Source organism: Paraglaciecola aquimarina, from assembly GCF_032464635.1.
Taxonomy (GTDB): Bacteria; Pseudomonadota; Gammaproteobacteria; order Enterobacterales; family Alteromonadaceae; genus Paraglaciecola; species Paraglaciecola aquimarina.
The window spans coordinates 14,877-30,835 of the sequence record NZ_JAWDIO010000001.1 but is presented as its reverse complement, the minus strand read 5'-3'; the positions used below and the strand labels follow the sequence as shown (position 1 = coordinate 30,835).

Sequence of the window (15,959 nt, the reverse complement as noted above, 5' to 3'; positions counted from 1 at the left end):
AGAACAATACCGTTTTGACAAAAACTGTGTTCAGTACTAATGCTGCTTCAACCAATGCTCAACAACATAATAGTCTTCATGTTTTAGCAAGTTTTGAAGGGCCTTAGGCACATTTGTTCTGAGTGGAGGTTTGTTCTGATCGAGTTTAAACATGGGTGCGCTGATGATAGGTAGGTTGCCAAAATTATCATCTAGAATGTCATTTTGCCCTTTCATCCAACTAAATAATTGGGTTTTCAAACGCTCTCTTACACCTTGCATGCGCGCTTATGGATCAAATTTACCTTTTCAAATGGATCACTTTTCAAGTCATAAAGCTCTTCAAACGGCTCATTTGCGTGTTTTTCTGCACCTAAGCGTAAGAAAACATTAATATTCGGATTATCCGTTAAATTCTTATTCAGCACTTCAAGCGCATTAAAATTTCTAATGTATTTATAACGCTTATCACGGATCATGCGTGATGGAAAAACGTGGGCATTGATAATATTTTGATTGGTGCGCACACCGTAAACATATTGATGAATAGCCTCATCATTGCCTTGCAGTAGTGATAAAAAGCTCTTACCGTCCATTGTTGGGTCGGCCTCACCTTTAGCTATATCAATAAAGGTAGGCAACACATCGGTATAATGAATTAACTGATTTGACCGAGTGCTCAAGGCTTCACAACGTTTGGCCAACGCACCACAAAGGGCACATTTAACCCAATATCTTTTACCGAGAATTTACCTGATACGCCATGGTCAGCACTGTAAATAAATAAGGTATTGTCGCTTAAGTAGTTATCTACCAAATCAAGTACGTGTTTAATTTGGGTATTGTCCTCTGCAATACTGCGATAATAACCTGCTCTTTTTTTGATATACGATTGATTGTCTTTTAAATGTTCGTCATATACATGAAACTTAAGGTCTTCTACTTTAGGCTCTTTAACGTCAAAGTACTTGCCATGAGGATACTTAGAAGTAATAAACATTACAAAAGGTGTAGTAGCGTTCTTAAAATAAGCTTCGATGTCTGCGAGTGGAATGTAATCTCTGGGTACACCTTCTTTAGGTACAGGTTCCCATTCTGCATCCCAGTCATAAACACTCGCGGGTTTAACATGGCTCTTACCGGCTAAGACGACTTCGTAGCCCAAAGAACGCATGTGTTTGGTCACAGCGATAATGTTAGGACGCGTTGGAGTATGATTTGCAAATGCGCCATTTTTGAGTGGATATTTACCCGTAAATAGTTGAGTTCGGCTTGGCGCACAAATTGCCTGTGCGGTAAATGCTTGATCAAATACCATACCTTGCTGGGCAAGTTGATCAACAGCCGGTGTATGCACTTTTTCATTACCGTAGATTCCGTAGTCGGTAATATCTTGATCGTCCGCCAAGTAAAAAATAATGTTTGGGCGGTTGTCTTTTGTTGACTGACTCGATTGAGCATCGCGTGTTGTTTCCGAAGTTACATTGCATCCAGAAGTACCTAACGATAAACCAACAAGACAACTTAACGATATCAATAAATACACTGGTGTAAAAAATCTAGATCTTTTCATATACCGTCCTTATCGATTTACTTATTGGGTAAATACGCTTCACTTTTGCTTTAATCTGCTTAAGTTGGTCAGAAAAACGCACCACGTCTTTTCGATAGTTTGGGTCTGACACCACGTTAAACGTCTCTTCTGGATCCCGTTGTAAATCGTATAGCATGGATTCTTCCTTCCCTGTATCGCTTACATACTCGGTGTAAATTAGATGTTTGCTGATTAACGTATCTCCTTGCTTAAAGCGAGAATATACAAAAGGTGTGTGGTCGGCTTTAGGATCTTTTAATAAAGGGGCCATACTTTTACCGACAATTTGCTGGTCTAATTTAGCACTAGTATTTAAACCCGCTAGCTCAATCATTGTGGGAAAGATATCTACCAAAGTAACCAAGGCATCAGTTGTTCCACCTGCTTTGTGTTTGGGCGCATCAATTATTAAAGGAATATGTAAAGCTTTGTTTAGCATATTGTGTTTACCCCAAAAATTATGCTCGCCCAAGTTAAAACCATGGTCACTCGTTAGCACCACAATAGTGTTATCTCTTAAACTGAGCTCATCTAGGGTGCTAAGTAGGTCACCAACTTGTTGGTCGATAAAACTCACCGCAGCGTAGTAACCTAATAAAGACAAACGATGAAACTCATCAGAGTTATATTCTTTATTTTTGAAATGATAGACATGAATTTCGCCTGAACCTTTTAATGATTCCGGTGCATTCTGGGGTTTTTCTCTAATAGGTGAAGGTTGAAAGTCTGTATTTTTGTATAGATCGAAATATTTTTGAGGCGCATTAAAAGGTAAATGTGGTCTACGAAATCCAGCCGCTAAGAAAAAAGGTTTTTTTAGTTTGGCAAGGCGCTTTAAGTCGCTAACCGTTTTTTGTTTGACTTGTCCATCATAGTAAACTTCGTCAGCTTGTTCAGCGCTTTCGTACCATGGTCCTTTATCACCAAAGCGGGCACTTGGCTTCACGTAATTCTTCGAGTCATCACTAAAATATGCGGGTCCTTTAGTTTTGGGCTCCCATGCTGGTTCAGTCCAACTTTTTTCATCTGAATCTTTTCTGCTATGAAATACCTTACCGTTAGAAATCGTGTAGTAGCCCTCATTTTTGAATAGTTCACCCATGGTGGTTGCTTCAGGTACTTCTCTTTCAGCATTGGCTAAATAATCGATAAATCTAGTTTTATGAGGGTATACGCTTGTCATCATACTTGCGCGAGACGCTCCACAAACTGGCACATTTGCGTAAGCGCGGGTAAACAACATTCCTTGCGCGGCTAATTTGTCCAAATTAGGGGTAATGGCTCGTTTATCGCCCATTGCGCCCATGGCAACGCGGTAATCATCTACCATGATTAATAAAACGTTAGGCTTCTGTTTGGTTTTCTCGGTATTATCACCCCTTGCCATTAAAGGTGGTTGCGAGCATCCAGCAACTAACAAGCTAAAAATGGTGACGACAAAAATTAAACGTATTTTCATAAAAAATTATTAAACCCGTAAATCACTGAGAACAAGCCTTTATAATCATATAAAATCATATGCAATCACAAAAAGCCAAATCAACTCATGTTAACAGAAGGTAAACGTAGTACCAATAATTTTTGACAAATATTGTGTAAACAACAGATTTTTATTTAAAAAATAATCGCAATCAGCTGGTATGAACTGATCAATACAAACGCTATTTTTGGCGGTAGATTGACGATTCCTTATGAGATGCACGCCGCTTTCAGACACGTTACGACTCATAATTCCTTAACTTGTGCGTTTACTCATACGAAGAGTTTGGGTACGGTTTTGGCGTATTTTATTTTATGCATAGAACTACGTGAGCAAAACTAGAGCCTGATGGGCTTAAGGAATTGACACACTTAAGCAAGAAACCTATTACAAGCCCTTGGGGTAAAGTATGGGCAGGATATTAATATGCTAAGCCAATAGCCATAAAGCCATTTAAACAATATATAGCGAATACTGATCTTAGCCAAAGCTAGCTGCGTAACACTTATAATCTATAGGTGTATGAGAGAGCTAATGAAATATTTTATTACTATGTTAACGCTAATCACTTTAACGGGTTGTAGTGCTAGCTATCCTAATCAAAACTTGCTGGGTCAGCCTTTTATTGCTGTTTCGGGACAAAGTTTAGCGCAACAACAAGTAAATATCCCCGGTGATTTTAACGGCGAAAAGACTTTGCTATTAATTGGTTACAAACAGCAAACTCAGTTTGACATTGACCGCTGGCTGATAGCGTTACATATGAGCGAACTGAGCATCACTACTTATGAACTTCCGGTTTTAACTGGCTTAAGCACTAAAATTATGCGCCCAGTAATTAATAACGGCATGCGTGATGGGATCCCAAAAGAACTATGGCATGCGGTAATAACAGTTTATAGCCAAGGGGAAAAAGTGCAAAAATTTACCGGTAATGTAAAGCCAAATAATGCGCGAGTAGTATTACTAAATGAGAAGGGTGAAGTGATTTATTTCTATGATCGCGGCTTTTCTGTTGCAGCGCTAGCAGCACTAAAACAACTAATTTAAACGGCTATACGCCCCAAATATTGGGGGGCGTAGCGACCATATACAACACATATTGGTTCATTTTTTGACTTGGTTGAGTAGCGCAATGATTTTTTGCTGACCAAAGGTTTCGGCAAATTGCTGCGCTGTTTGTCCAGCTTTATTTTGATGTTCGGTATCACATTGTTGCGATACTAACGTTTTAGCAATACTGAATTCACCTCTAAAAATAGCCGCCATTAATGCGGTGTTACCGCGGTTATCTTCTAAACAGGCATTGGCACCTAATTGCAGTAAAGTATTTACGCTGTTTTTATTGCCGTGGTAAGTGGCAATCATTAATGCTGTATATCCTTTGATATTAATACTATTTATTGGAATACCACCATGAACAAATTGTTCTATAACATCACTTTCGTCGGTACGCGCTGCGGCAAAGTAATAGGCCAGTAGGTTTTCGTACTGTGTGTTTAATGCAGTGCTTTGCTCGCTACTTGAGTTTGTCGCTGTATTGGGTTGAGCCGCGTGCACTGTGCTACAAAGGCTAACCAATAATGTTAATATAATGAATACGTTACGCATAGTTGTCCCCTTAAAAGAGGAAGGAGACCCTTCCTCGGGTGTTGGTTGGTTACGGGTAAGTTGGATTACAGCTTGGCTGCAAATTGCTTAACAAGTTTTAAATCACCTTTTACTGCTTTAGTTAAGCGAGTACCGTATTCGCTATCTGCTTTGTAAAAGTGACTAAGCATTTTGTGCTTAACATTTTTATCTTGTACTTTACCCAGATCTCCCGCTAAGTTACTGACAAGGTTAGTACGTTCTTGTTTACTAAAGCTGCGGTATAACACACCGGCTTGAGCAAAGTTTTGCTGCTTTTTAATTGCAGCTTGTTGTACATAACCTTCAAGCTCTGTGGTACTTCTGCGGGCAATTGGGTTTTCAGCTACATTTTCATGGCTAGGCTGATAGTTCACATTGCTGGTTGTGTTGCCGTAGTTCATAGCACCGTCTTGGTTGTAGTTCACTACATTTACTTTTGCACGGTTGATAGGTAGTTGCTGGTGGTTTGCACCTAAACGATACATTTGAGTATCGGCGTAAGAGAACACTCGCCCTTGTAATAAGCGATCTTCAGAAGGTTCAATACTAAGGGATCACATTAGCTGGAGCCATTGCCACTTGCTCAGTCGCTTGGAAAAAGTTCGTTGGCATACGGTTTAACGTCATGGTGCCTACTTTAGTTTCTTTTACATTCAACCACATTTTTGTTGCATCAAGTGGGTTGTAGTCAAAGTCATCGAGTTGTGATGGATCTAACGTTTTAATGTAAAGATCCCATTTTGGGAAGTTACCTTTACCAATTTCACTGTATAAGTCGCGAGTTAAGTGTTGGAAATCTTGGCTTTGAACTGCTGCAACTTCTTTACCATCTAAGTTATCAATACCTTGTTGGCTAACCCAGTGGAACTTAACGTATTTAACATCGCCAGATTTATTAATCATTTTGTATGCATGTACACCCCAGCCATCCATTTTGCGTAAGCTTGCAGGTGTACCGTAGTCACTGTAAACCCACGTTAGCATATGGGTTGCACCCGGTTCGTACGAGAAGAAATCAAAAAAGCGATTTGGATCTTGGATGTTATCTACCGGAGATGGCTTTAATGAGTGCACCATGTCAGGAAATTTAATCGCATCGCGGATAAAGAATACAGGTAAGTTATTACCGACTAAATCCCAGTTACCTTGGTCAGTGTAAAACTTAGTAGCGAAACCACGCGGGTCGCGCAATGTTTCTGGGCTGCCTTTTGAGTGGATAACAGATGAGAAACGAACAAATACTTCGGTCTCTTTTCCTGCTTTTGCAAAAGGAGCTGCTATTGTTAAATCATCGAGTTCTTTTGACGCAACAAATACACCATGAGCGCCTGTACCTCTTGCGTGTACTACACGCTCAGGGATACGTTCACGGGCGAAACGTTGCAATTTTTGAATTAAATGTACGTCTTCAAGTAACACGCTGCCACGAGGGCCCGCTGTGATTGAGTTTTGGTTGTCGCCAACAGCAGCGCCATTGTCTTTTGTTAATGTTGCAGTTGCGCTAGCAGAGCAGTGTAACTGCAAGTGCTAATGCGCTTAATGTGAGCTTTGCTTTAGTATTTAATTGAGTTTTCATTGATAACCTCATAGATGTATTAGTGCCAGCGTGCTGCAGGCTGTTTAACTGTCGATGAGTATATGAATGGACTTTGAATCGATAAAACAGGTTATTTAGATTGCTTTGATTTGTATTTTAGATTGAGTAATTTAATAAATAATCTGAACTCTGGATAATGAGTGCCGTTTTGAATTGAATTTCACAAACAATTCACGCGCTTAAAGTGGGCAATATATCACTCTAACTTTACTCGATGTAACGTGGGGAGGAGTTAAGAAAAGCTAAAAAAACAGATTTTTAAGGATCCAAAGAAGTATCCGAAAACGGGATAGCGATACAAGAGGAAAACAGGCAGATATAAGGCGAATACAGAATGCAAATGAAGTGGTATGAGACCATTCTGGAAATGTAATCTCAACGCGATCTTATCCGCCAGACACAAACTAAACACTACATCATCAACAATTGATGTTTATGGCAGTCTTGGTTCTACCGATTTTAACGAAACCTTCAACTAAGCGATTCTTGCTTCAACGACTATATTTTGCATGATTAGTTGTCACTCTAACATCTGCACCTCAGATCGACCTTTTCTAAAACTGGGATGAGAGCCTTTTTCAGCACCTAGGTCCTCGAAGAGCTAGACAATGGGTCAGACCTATTTCTTTTATAAAATTTGTCTGCGTATGCAGTGTCATAGTTAATTTGGTCACCGCTTAACAGATGTTATGCTCGATTCGTAGCAGGTATCTGGTGCCAAAGGTAAAGTAGTAAGAGTCATGCGATATAATTCAGCTCTTTATTACACAAGTTAGTTACGAACTTACTCTGTTATATTCCCAGCCCAATAAAACTCATAATAAATCATTAACAATCAATTAAAGTCACAATTACATCGATTTTCAGGTGAATTTCATTAATAATAGCTGGGATAAACTAGCAACACCTTTATTCGCTTTATTGGAAGTTCGATATTGGCAAGCTTAATGAAAACGAATGAGTATGAAACAATGAGAAAACGAATAGCCCTGACTGGTTTGTTAATGATAGTGCTTAATTCATGCAGCGCACAAAAAACACCAGCAACCCAACTAGACGCAAAGCATAAAGCACCGCTAAATGTCTTGGTATTTATGATAGATGACCTTCGTGCTGATCTTGGTACCTATGGCCACCCACATGTATTGAGTCCAAATATAGACAAGCTAGCTGAGGACGGCGTTAAATTTACACATGCGTACGCTCAGCAAGCTATTTGCGGCCCTTCCCGCGTAAGCATAATGACGGGGTTACGCCCCGAAACAACCGGTTTATATACCATTCGTCGTGACGGACGATTGCGCCCAAATCAACCTAATATTGTCTCTATGCCACAGTTGTTTAAAGAAAATGGTTATAAAACAATAAGTATTGGCAAGGTTTACCATAGCGTTACTGACGATGAAGAAAATTGGACGACACATATTAAAAAGCTCGATAACTTCTATTCAGAGCCCGGTAATGCCGAGAAAAAGTTTGCCTATGAAGCGGGTGAAGTTGATGACGACTTTTACAAAGATGGCAAAGTGGCAAACGATGCGATCAACATCTTAAAACAGCTTAAAGAAGATAAATTTCTAATGTTTGTTGGGTTTAGTAAACCTCACTTGCCTTTTAATGCCCCCCAAAAATATTGGGATTTATACGACCGAGAGCAGTTTACGGTGCCTAGTCGCAACAAGCCCGACAACATGTACAGTTTAGCCTTAACTAAATGGGGCGAGTTACGCATGTATGGTGGAATTCCAAAAGAGGGGGATACAAACGACGAGTTAACTAAAACGCTTATCCACGCATATTACGCCACTGTAAGTTACATGGATGCACAAGTCGGCCGAGTGATGAGCGCCTTGGATGAAACAGGGTTACGTGAAAACACCATGGTGATATTCATGAGCGATCACGGCTATAAACTCGGTGAATATGGAGCATGGAACAAGCACACTAATATGGAGTTGGATACTCGAGTACCACTGATTATTAGTCGCGAATTGTCGAATAGAAACCGTCAATCTGGCGTAACATCTAGTGCGTTGGTAGAAAACATTGATATTTTTCCTTCTATTGCTGAAGCAGCAGGGTTAACTATGCCTAAAGTAGATGGAATCAGCTTACTGCCTTTGCTAGACAACCCCGACAGACCATGGAAAAAAGCGGCATATAGCTTGTTCAATCGCGGCAAAACAATGGGCGTTACCGTGACAGATGGTGCATGGCGTTACACTCAATGGCGTGATGCTGCGACACAGCAAATAAAATACTCAGAATTGTATGATCACACCCGTAACGATGTTGCCCAAGCTAATGTGTCCGGACAGTTACAATACAAAGCACTCGAACAGAAGCTACAAACTCTACTGCAAGAGAAGTTCCCGCTTAATGCACCACCTTTCTATCAAAAACGTCATGTAAACAACAGATAACCTCATCTTCAGATAAGAGTTAGCAAGTTACAGTAGCATTTTCATTGTAAAGAAGATCGTTCACATAAAATTAGGAATCACTTATGCACAACTTTAACCTTTTTACTTATACCCTATTAGTCTGCGGCTCGCTCAATGTACCTAACGTGGTAAGTGCTGAAAAAGCGCCCCAAAAGAATATATCCATAATAGCCGAATCGTTTGAGCATGCTGGATGGAACGCTCAAAGTCCTAGAGGGTTTACTCACTAGTTTAGATGAAAACCTAGACAAGAACTTTATGTTTAATCAACTCCAAGGCAACCATGCATTCGTACTGGAAAATAACGTTGTCCGCAAAGGAAAGCACTCGGCCAAGCTAGTTTGGAAACATCGAGAGCCAGCGACGTTCAATGGTGACAAACAAAAAATAGACAATGTCGATCGCAAAGCAATGTTCCATGGCTATAAAACCCAAAAAGTAATGGGAGCCGAAGCATGGTATGGTTTCAGTTTTTATTTTCCCAGTGAAGGCACAAAAAATGAACCAAATGATTGGTTGTTTTTTCAAATTCATGGCAGTGCAGACAAACGCCTACAGGAACACTCTCGTAATCCGCCGTTTAGCATAACCTTAACCGAGAACGGCTTGCGTGGAAGCTGGAAGTGGGATCCAGATGAAAAGAGTTTAACCCGCACCGGCAAAGGCACTCAGCAATATACAATTCCAGGAGATAAAAGTACTTATCTTGACAGATGGGTTGATTTTGTCGTTCACGTAAGAGTAGATTATTCCGAGAAAAAAACAGGTTTTATTGAACTTTGGATAGATAACAAAAAAGTACTGGATAAGCACAATATTCAATTTGGCTATAATGATGACAAAGGAATTTATCCATCTTGGGGAATGTATTTCAATGGCGACTTGAGTGTGATGAAAAATGATCACTACTTATATCTAGATGAAATAAAAATGACGGATGACATCAATGCCACGTACCAAGATGTCGCGCCAAGTTTATAAGTTAACACAAGCAGCTTATACCTAGGATTCAAAGGGTTACTACTAATTCGCGCCATTACACCCTGCGTGCTAATGGCAGCGAATTTTACATTGCGTTATCGATAGGTTCGGCTTATCCAAGTTATTTAATAAGGTTAACTTCGAGGATGTTCTCAATCTTCTGTTTTTTACCGCTCCAAGTGTATTTATAATGCCCACCTTGAACCGTTACAAGATCAAGTTCACAAACCTCACCGTATTGACCATGTATCGGTAGTTAAATCATTTATAACCACTGCTAAACAACAACCTTCAACGCATACTACTATGTCAATAGAACCGCCCATTACAGTTGATACGTTGGTTACATCAAATAAATCTTATGACATGTGTCTATATTTGCACATTTTTAGAATCAATGCTTAAATGTGTTTATATAGACACACTCAGAAAAGTATATGAGCAGGGTATCAATTGGCAGTCAGTTACAAACAAACAGAACTGCACGTCATTTAACACAGACCGACATAGCCAAAAAACTCAACTGTGATAGAGCGGCCATTTCTCGCATTGAAAACGGAAAATATCAAGGCTCACTCCAATTACTCGAACGTTATTTGAATTTACTTGGTTTAGAGTTATTTGCCGCCCCCATCAAACCAGAAAGGCCCACGCTAGACAATATGGATGGAATATATGATGACTGATATATTCGCGGGATTACCAGAAAAAATATCAAAAATTAATGTTGAAGCTGGTGGACAACAAACCGGTATTTTACGTCAAACCGGTCACTTTAGTTTTATGTATAGTGATGATACTCGCCCAGTTTCACTCACCATGCCCTACAAAGACGAACCATATAACCACGGTGCTCTTCACCCTGTATTCACACAAAGCCTACCAGAAGGCTATTTAAGACGATATATCCACGAAAAGCTTATACGTTACGCCCATGTAGATGATTTATATTTACTCGCTCTAATGGGCGATAAAGGTATCGGTCATCTAGGTTATAAAAAGTAATATCAATCTCCCAGCACTCACACCTATTAACTTAGACGATATATTGCATTGGAGTAGTAAGGAAAAGCTATTCCCTCAACTACTTGAAACCTATTATCTGGGCGGTATGGCTTCAGGCGTGCAACCAAAAGTAGTGATTGAAAGAGCAGCCCTTTTACAGCCAGACTTAATCATCAAAACATTTGACGATGAATTCCCACTCTTAACCGTAAATGAATTTGTGTGCATGAAATGCGCTCAATACTGCGGCCTGCCGACACCCAACGTATGGCTATCTGATAATCTTGAGCACTATATTATTGAGCGATTTGATACGGATGAGCATGGTAACAAAATTGGCATAGAAGATTATGCAACATTAATGGGAAAGTCTGGGGATAAAAAATACCTTGGTAGTTATGAGAGTATCCTTAAAGCCACAGCCATTAACACCCAATCTATACACGAAGTGGAAAAAGCTTTTTCACTCATTACCTTTAATTGTCTAATTGGAAACGGGGATGCCCACCTCAAGAATTTCTCTGTTCAATACGACTCGGATATGACCAATATTTCATTATCGCCCGTGTACGATATAACTCATACCATCATCTATCCAACAGTAGACAAGGATATGGCTTTAAAACTCAAAAAAAGCAAAACCTATCCAAACAGAAAAGACTTGATTGACTTAGCTTTTGACGCAGGTATATCGCGCAGTAAGGCAGGTGAAATTGTAGATAATATGGCTCAAAACATTCAACAGTGCATACAAGACATAGCTGAAATAGAAGCGATGCCAAACCTCAAACAATCTATCTTAGACCACTTAAGCAAAGTCATGACACATTTCCCAATGGTCTCTCCGTATCGGCACAAGAAAAGAAAAAATACGAATAACCCTACTTTTACACTCAGAAACACTCTGCGCTGCCTAATTTTCTTATTTATTTTATCTGGTTACGTAAAACCCAACTTAACCACACAATCGAGACAATTTATGTCAAGCAAATAGTCTTACCTAACCAAAGGCGGCAACAGCTGCTTTAAATGCGGCTTTACTGACATTGTAGGTGGTTCTTTCTCTACTGATTCAGGCATAGCCAAACGTATCCGTCTGGTAAAACACATCTAGTAGTTACGGCTTGTTAATTTGAAAATACCTCCTCATTATTCATCGGAGGGTTTATGAAACATAAAACGCTAGCAATATGGGCTCTGATGAATCAGAAAATGTAGAATAGGTGAGTTCACAGACTAACAAAGCTAATGATAGTGATCAGCTATAACATATTTCGGAGTTAATACACGGGATAAGCCATTGGCTATACGAAAACACCAAACCCGCCAGATAGCGGGTTTTCAATTAAACAAGCAAAAAGCTATTTAGCGTGATTTACCCAGCAGCATATTTATTATGTCGGCAATGGTTGAGTGTTTATTTCCCCCTTATCTGCTCCTGTAATCCACCAATAAATCATGCCTGCGTCAGAGCAATCAAACTTGTTAGTTTGAAAAGGTACAACACCATCTTGCTCGGCGTAGGCCAGCATGTCCCATATATATTTCATTGCTGGGTCGTGATGATTTTTGGCCCAATCCCAAGGTTCCATAGGGGTTTGCAAGCCTAAATTCTGATCACCTATTTGGTGCTCTCTCACTCCAAAATCAAGAATCTGTTGCCACGTAAAAAAATCACCACTGTCATCATTCGCTGGATGGTGGGATACAACATGCACATTTTTGTGTACTTTAGGGTCAGATTGTTGAAGTGCATAACCAATTAAGTCTGGTTCCCCAGCTTCAATAATCCATAATGGGTCTGCCTCTGTTGAGGCATTTATCGCTTTAACTAAGTCGGCAATTGCACCATTTTGATCAGCTCTACAATTGTAATACTTGGCTAAATTAGCAAAGGGGCCAAATAACTCAATGCCTTTGCCGCTCATTTCATGCAGTATTTTTTGACGCCTTAGCTCATCTTCCTTGCCAATTTGATAACCTTTATTTCTTGTCGGATCTAGATCACATGAATGAGATAAATGTACCAACCTATCCCGTAGCCCTGACTTTTTTAATAAACCAAACATTACTGGGGTTGCGCCAATATCGTCGGGATCAGGTGAGTTTCCGTCAATAACCACAGCCAAACGGCCTTTAGGGGCATGAATGCTATCCAATTCAACATTGGTTACATAACGCTGCCAAAAAGCATGAACTGAAATTGCAGGCTGGCCCAATTCTAGAGTCCACCAAGTTTCCACCAAATCAGAAAAATCTACCCCACCTTTAGGAATAACTGAGTACTTGGCTGAAAATCCAGAGCTTTTGATTAGTTTGTCAGCTTCAATCCATAGCTTTCTGATGTCTTCATTGTCGTTACTAGTTGATACCGCAGTCTTGATCCACTTAAGGTCCAGATCAACATATTGCGGGGTAAATTCTCCCCTTCTATTCTTGCGGATATACTTTTTAAGCGCCTTATTCCCATCATTTATCGCGCGGTAATCCGTTAGTTTTTTTATGAAAGATAGATCTTCGGCCGTGGTTTTTTCTTCATTCCAGCTACTATGCTGCACAACTATGACATTGTTTTTGACGACGGATGGATGAACCCCGACATCTATTAACCCTTCAACCCAATCCCGAGTAAAATCAGATTGCCCCGCCTCTTGCACCCATATTTTACCGCCATTCGCGAGTCTAGCTTTCACTCTGTCTCTTATCATCAAGACTGATTTTTGCCAATCGGCTCGAGCATCAGTCCAATATAAGTTTTGCTGGCCAAATGCCATATTAAACAGTGTATTAGCATTTACATAGGTTCCCTTTTGAATACCAGTGGTGCCTGCAACTGCAATATAGTCGACTTTTTGCAAATCACTATGTTGCAGCATAGAACCTAAGGCTGCGATTGCATGCACATCATCGGCATCGGGTAGTAAGTCAAACTGAGCAACCAATAGGTCATTATCATAGTTAAACCTTGGACGCGGGGCTGGTAGGTCTTCAGCTTGTTTTAGCTCAATTTGCTGCCATCGCCCCTTGGCCCATGCTGTACCACCATATTCCGGAATTTCACCATTAGTATCAGCAATAGAGCCAACACTGAGCTTATCCCCCGGCTTTAAGGTGATCCCTTTCCAAGTATGTTTTTCTAGTTTAAGATCTTTTGGGGAGTCTTTACCAATATATGAACCACGATACATACCCACCACTTCATCATTAACAAGCAAACGGTAAATTGGTTCGCCATCTTCTTCTGTTAACGATGTGAGCGTAATGTCATAGTCGCCAGGTTGACCAGAGAATTGAACGCTCGCTTGTGCAAACAAGTTGCGATAGTCATGCACTCTAGCATCAATCGCAAGTGCATTATACCGTAGATCTCTATAATAGGGCGCCAGCCCCTCTGCCATGATTCTAAAGTCTTCAAGTGCAGAGTAAACCAAACCACCGCTAGTCGGCGTATCCGTGTTTTGCTCAGCAAAGCCTAATGACGAGAAAAACATAAAACATAAAATCAAACATTTGCGCATTTTATTTCACTACCAATCTGTTATTAGCTTCATTTAATTACAAGAGATCACTGTCTTGTGTACTTGGCTCTTCGACTACAAACGAATATTCTACCAGGCTCCAATAACTGCCTTGGTTTATTCGGTAAAATCACCAAGCACTCGTATTGTTCGGTACAACTACCTGCCAAGTGATCTCTTTGTCTTTCCGTTGCCAGTTACTTGAAATCACACCATAGCCATTTTCGTACCGGACCTTGACACTATCTAAACCTGTTGGAAAAACAGGTTTCAACATGAATTGCTGAAACCCGACTGTATCTTCGAGAGGGCGAATACCGCCTAAGCCTTGATAGAACCACCCATCATAGCCACTATGAAAAGGATGGCTTAACGAGCGAAGTGGGCCACGATCTTGGCGAGGATCAAATGCGCCTTTTCGCTCCCAAAGTGTGGTGCCATTTAAATCGTCAAATAAATATGAAAAGCCAGGGTAACCCTTTGCTTTAAAAATATTAAAAGCGGTGTCACCATACCCATAATCGCTTAGCGACAAGTACAGGTATGTCTGACCAAGTGCACCAACAGAAGAATGACCTTGCCATTTTTCGACTACATCTTTATTCAACGCATCGGCTACACTTTGGCGCAATTCAACTGGCGTAATGCCAAACTGTAAAGCCATCGCATCGGCTGTTTGGCTACCATAGTGACCAGTTTTAGGGTCATATAAAGCGTTGTGAAACCCTTTTCTCAAATTGGAATATAGAGTTTGATATTGAAGAGCGGCTGCTGTTTTACCCAAGACTTGGGCGATTTTCGCCATATAGTTTGCGGCTTGAGTAAACAAAGCCGTGCTAGTTACTGTAGTGGTAGTCCACTGGGGCGTTCCTCGGCCACCTACTCTTGGTGTTACTGGCGAAAGAACTGGGTCGCACCAATCTCCATACCCCTGCTTAATTAGAAAGTTAGACATTTGAGTTTGACCAAAATCCATATACTTCACTAAGCTCTGATACTGATTTTGTAGTACTTGAATGTCACCGTGATGACGGTAGTGTTCCCAAGCAATAAACACTTCGGCCACGGCCCAATCAACTTTCTTACCACCTGTTCGTTTTTAAAGGTACTACGGTAGGGGCAATGTTCAGTGCGGTCTTGAAATCACCTAAGTACTTAGGCCAAAAAGTTTCCATATTAAAATTGTAATTGCCAGTAATAAGTGCAGCGTGAGCGTCACCTGTCCAACCAGCTTTTTCTCGAATCGGGCAATCTAGCGGTACACTCATTAAATTACTTTCGTAGGTCCATAACGCGGTATGATGAATACGATTAAGTAACGGGTCTGAACTATCAAACTCCCCTACTCTTGCAACATCACTACGAATAAGACGAGCGCTCAATGCATCCAGTGGAGGCGACGTGGTTAGACCTGTTACTTCAATATATCTAAAGCCATGCCACGTAAAACTAGGGGTCCACTTACCATAGCTTTGTTCACCAGCAATATACCCATCTACAGCATTCAAATTGGTTGCCCACCCGCCGCCGCTCAATTGACTAATATTGCCGTTTCCATCTTGCCATTCTGCGAATCTTAAATAAACAGCCTGCCCTTCTTGCAAACCTAGACTATCTAAGTGCAAAGTTGGAATGCCTGTAAAGTTCTGACCAAAATCAAACACCCAAACATTATCTCTGGGCTGCAAAATACGCTTGGGACGCATAATTTTATTAGCTTTTATTGGCG

At 40.5% G+C, this 15,959-nt stretch carries 15 protein-coding genes and 1 pseudogene; 7 read left to right on the top strand and 9 right to left on the bottom strand.

Going from position 1 to position 15,959, the window contains the following annotated elements; translation table 11 throughout:
- Positions 1 to 36: 36 nt before the first annotated feature.
- Genes RS130_RS00170 through RS130_RS00155 form a run of 4 tightly spaced genes read right to left on the bottom strand, consistent with a single transcriptional unit; the run spans position 37 to position 3,032 of the window.
- The gene (locus tag RS130_RS00170) at positions 37 to 240 is read right to left on the bottom strand and encodes a hypothetical protein (protein WP_316024244.1); all 204 of its coding nucleotides are present in this window, start codon (positions 238 to 240) and stop codon (positions 37 to 39) included.
- Positions 241 to 248: 8 nt separating this feature from the next.
- The gene (locus tag RS130_RS00165; RefSeq protein WP_316024243.1) at positions 249 to 662 is read right to left on the bottom strand and encodes a sulfatase/phosphatase domain-containing protein; all 414 of its coding nucleotides are present in this window, start codon (positions 660 to 662) and stop codon (positions 249 to 251) included.
- Positions 659 to 1,552: a sulfatase-like hydrolase/transferase gene (locus tag RS130_RS00160; RefSeq protein WP_316024242.1), complete on the bottom strand. Its 894-nt coding sequence runs from the start codon at positions 1,550 to 1,552 to the stop codon at positions 659 to 661. The genes RS130_RS00165 and RS130_RS00160 overlap by 4 nt, the downstream gene beginning before the upstream one ends.
- Positions 1,539 to 3,032 carry a sulfatase gene (locus tag RS130_RS00155; protein WP_316024241.1) on the bottom strand — a complete coding sequence of 498 codons (1,494 nt, stop codon included), beginning with the start codon at positions 3,030 to 3,032 and terminating at the stop codon, positions 1,539 to 1,541. The genes RS130_RS00160 and RS130_RS00155 overlap by 14 nt, the downstream gene beginning before the upstream one ends.
- 555 nt (positions 3,033 to 3,587) lie before the next feature.
- On the opposite strand from RS130_RS00155, the gene RS130_RS00150 reads away from it, so the two are divergent.
- Positions 3,588 to 4,103, top strand: a complete 516-nt coding sequence (locus tag RS130_RS00150; protein ID WP_316024240.1) for a hypothetical protein — start codon at positions 3,588 to 3,590, stop codon at positions 4,101 to 4,103.
- 57 nt (positions 4,104 to 4,160) lie between these two features.
- On the opposite strand, the gene RS130_RS00145 is transcribed toward RS130_RS00150, so the two are convergent.
- Both RS130_RS00145 and RS130_RS00140 read right to left on the bottom strand, forming a co-directional pair.
- Positions 4,161 to 4,664, bottom strand: a complete 504-nt coding sequence (locus tag RS130_RS00145) for an ankyrin repeat domain-containing protein (RefSeq protein ID WP_316024239.1) — start codon at positions 4,662 to 4,664, stop codon at positions 4,161 to 4,163.
- A 65-nt stretch (positions 4,665 to 4,729) separates the two neighbouring features.
- Positions 4,730 to 6,261, bottom strand: a pseudogene (locus RS130_RS00140) (catalase).
- A gap of 968 nt (positions 6,262 to 7,229) precedes the next feature.
- On the opposite strand from RS130_RS00140, the gene RS130_RS00135 reads away from it, so the two are divergent.
- The 6 genes from RS130_RS00135 (at position 7,230) to RS130_RS00110 (ending at position 11,706) form a co-directional block, all read left to right on the top strand.
- Positions 7,230 to 8,705, top strand: a complete 1,476-nt coding sequence (locus RS130_RS00135) for a sulfatase (protein WP_316024238.1) — start codon at positions 7,230 to 7,232, stop codon at positions 8,703 to 8,705.
- 83 nt (positions 8,706 to 8,788) lie between these two features.
- Entirely contained in the window at positions 8,789 to 8,956 is a 168-nt protein-coding gene (locus tag RS130_RS00130; RefSeq protein ID WP_316024237.1) for a hypothetical protein, read from the top strand.
- A 28-nt stretch (positions 8,957 to 8,984) separates the two neighbouring features.
- A complete protein-coding gene (locus tag RS130_RS00125; RefSeq protein ID WP_316024236.1) occupies positions 8,985 to 9,707 on the top strand; it encodes a heparin lyase I family protein in 723 nt (240 codons plus the stop codon).
- A gap of 437 nt (positions 9,708 to 10,144) precedes the next feature.
- Positions 10,145 to 10,393 (top strand): helix-turn-helix transcriptional regulator, encoded by a 249-nt coding sequence (locus RS130_RS00120; protein WP_316024235.1) that lies wholly within the window; start codon positions 10,145 to 10,147, stop codon positions 10,391 to 10,393.
- A complete protein-coding gene (locus RS130_RS00115; RefSeq protein WP_316024234.1) occupies positions 10,383 to 10,712 on the top strand; it encodes a HipA N-terminal domain-containing protein in 330 nt (109 codons plus the stop codon). The genes RS130_RS00120 and RS130_RS00115 overlap by 11 nt, the downstream gene beginning before the upstream one ends.
- Before the next feature lie 43 nt (positions 10,713 to 10,755).
- A complete protein-coding gene (locus RS130_RS00110; protein ID WP_316024233.1) occupies positions 10,756 to 11,706 on the top strand; it encodes a type II toxin-antitoxin system HipA family toxin in 951 nt (316 codons plus the stop codon).
- A 400-nt stretch (positions 11,707 to 12,106) separates the two neighbouring features.
- Here RS130_RS00110 and RS130_RS00105 read toward each other — a convergent pair whose 3' ends face one another.
- The 3 genes from RS130_RS00105 to RS130_RS00095 all read right to left on the bottom strand — a co-directional run bounded on the left by RS130_RS00105 (position 12,107) and on the right by RS130_RS00095 (position 15,936).
- Positions 12,107 to 14,230 carry a hypothetical protein gene (locus RS130_RS00105; RefSeq protein ID WP_316024232.1) on the bottom strand — a complete coding sequence of 708 codons (2,124 nt, stop codon included), beginning with the start codon at positions 14,228 to 14,230 and terminating at the stop codon, positions 12,107 to 12,109.
- 130 nt (positions 14,231 to 14,360) lie between these two features.
- Positions 14,361 to 15,296, bottom strand: a complete 936-nt coding sequence (locus RS130_RS00100) for an alpha-L-rhamnosidase-related protein (RefSeq protein WP_316024231.1) — start codon at positions 15,294 to 15,296, stop codon at positions 14,361 to 14,363.
- Between the two features lie 16 nt (positions 15,297 to 15,312).
- Entirely contained in the window at positions 15,313 to 15,936 is a 624-nt protein-coding gene (locus tag RS130_RS00095) for a family 78 glycoside hydrolase catalytic domain (protein WP_316024352.1), read from the bottom strand.
- Positions 15,937 to 15,959: the final 23 nt, after the last annotated feature.

What these genes read in the sequence shown, in the direction of transcription:
- RS130_RS00135 (WP_316024238.1), top strand. Translation starts at nt 7,230, where the DNA reads ATGAAAACGAATGAGTATGAAACAATGAGAAAACGAATAGCCCTGACT.
- RS130_RS00145 (WP_316024239.1), bottom strand. Translation starts at nt 4,664, where the DNA reads ATGCGTAACGTATTCATTATATTAACATTATTGGTTAGCCTTTGTAGC.
- RS130_RS00155 (WP_316024241.1), bottom strand. Translation starts at nt 3,032, where the DNA reads ATGAAAATACGTTTAATTTTTGTCGTCACCATTTTTAGCTTGTTAGTT.
- RS130_RS00095 (WP_316024352.1), bottom strand. Translation starts at nt 15,936, where the DNA reads ATGCGTCCCAAGCGTATTTTGCAGCCCAGAGATAATGTTTGGGTGTTT.
- RS130_RS00115 (WP_316024234.1), top strand. Translation starts at nt 10,383, where the DNA reads ATGATGACTGATATATTCGCGGGATTACCAGAAAAAATATCAAAAATT.
- RS130_RS00120 (WP_316024235.1), top strand. Translation starts at nt 10,145, where the DNA reads ATGAGCAGGGTATCAATTGGCAGTCAGTTACAAACAAACAGAACTGCA.
- RS130_RS00105 (WP_316024232.1), bottom strand. Translation starts at nt 14,230, where the DNA reads ATGCGCAAATGTTTGATTTTATGTTTTATGTTTTTCTCGTCATTAGGC.
- RS130_RS00125 (WP_316024236.1), top strand. Translation starts at nt 8,985, where the DNA reads ATGTTTAATCAACTCCAAGGCAACCATGCATTCGTACTGGAAAATAAC.
- RS130_RS00160 (WP_316024242.1), bottom strand. Translation starts at nt 1,552, where the DNA reads ATGAAAAGATCTAGATTTTTTACACCAGTGTATTTATTGATATCGTTA.
- RS130_RS00130 (WP_316024237.1), top strand. Translation starts at nt 8,789, where the DNA reads ATGCACAACTTTAACCTTTTTACTTATACCCTATTAGTCTGCGGCTCG.
- RS130_RS00150 (WP_316024240.1), top strand. Translation starts at nt 3,588, where the DNA reads ATGAAATATTTTATTACTATGTTAACGCTAATCACTTTAACGGGTTGT.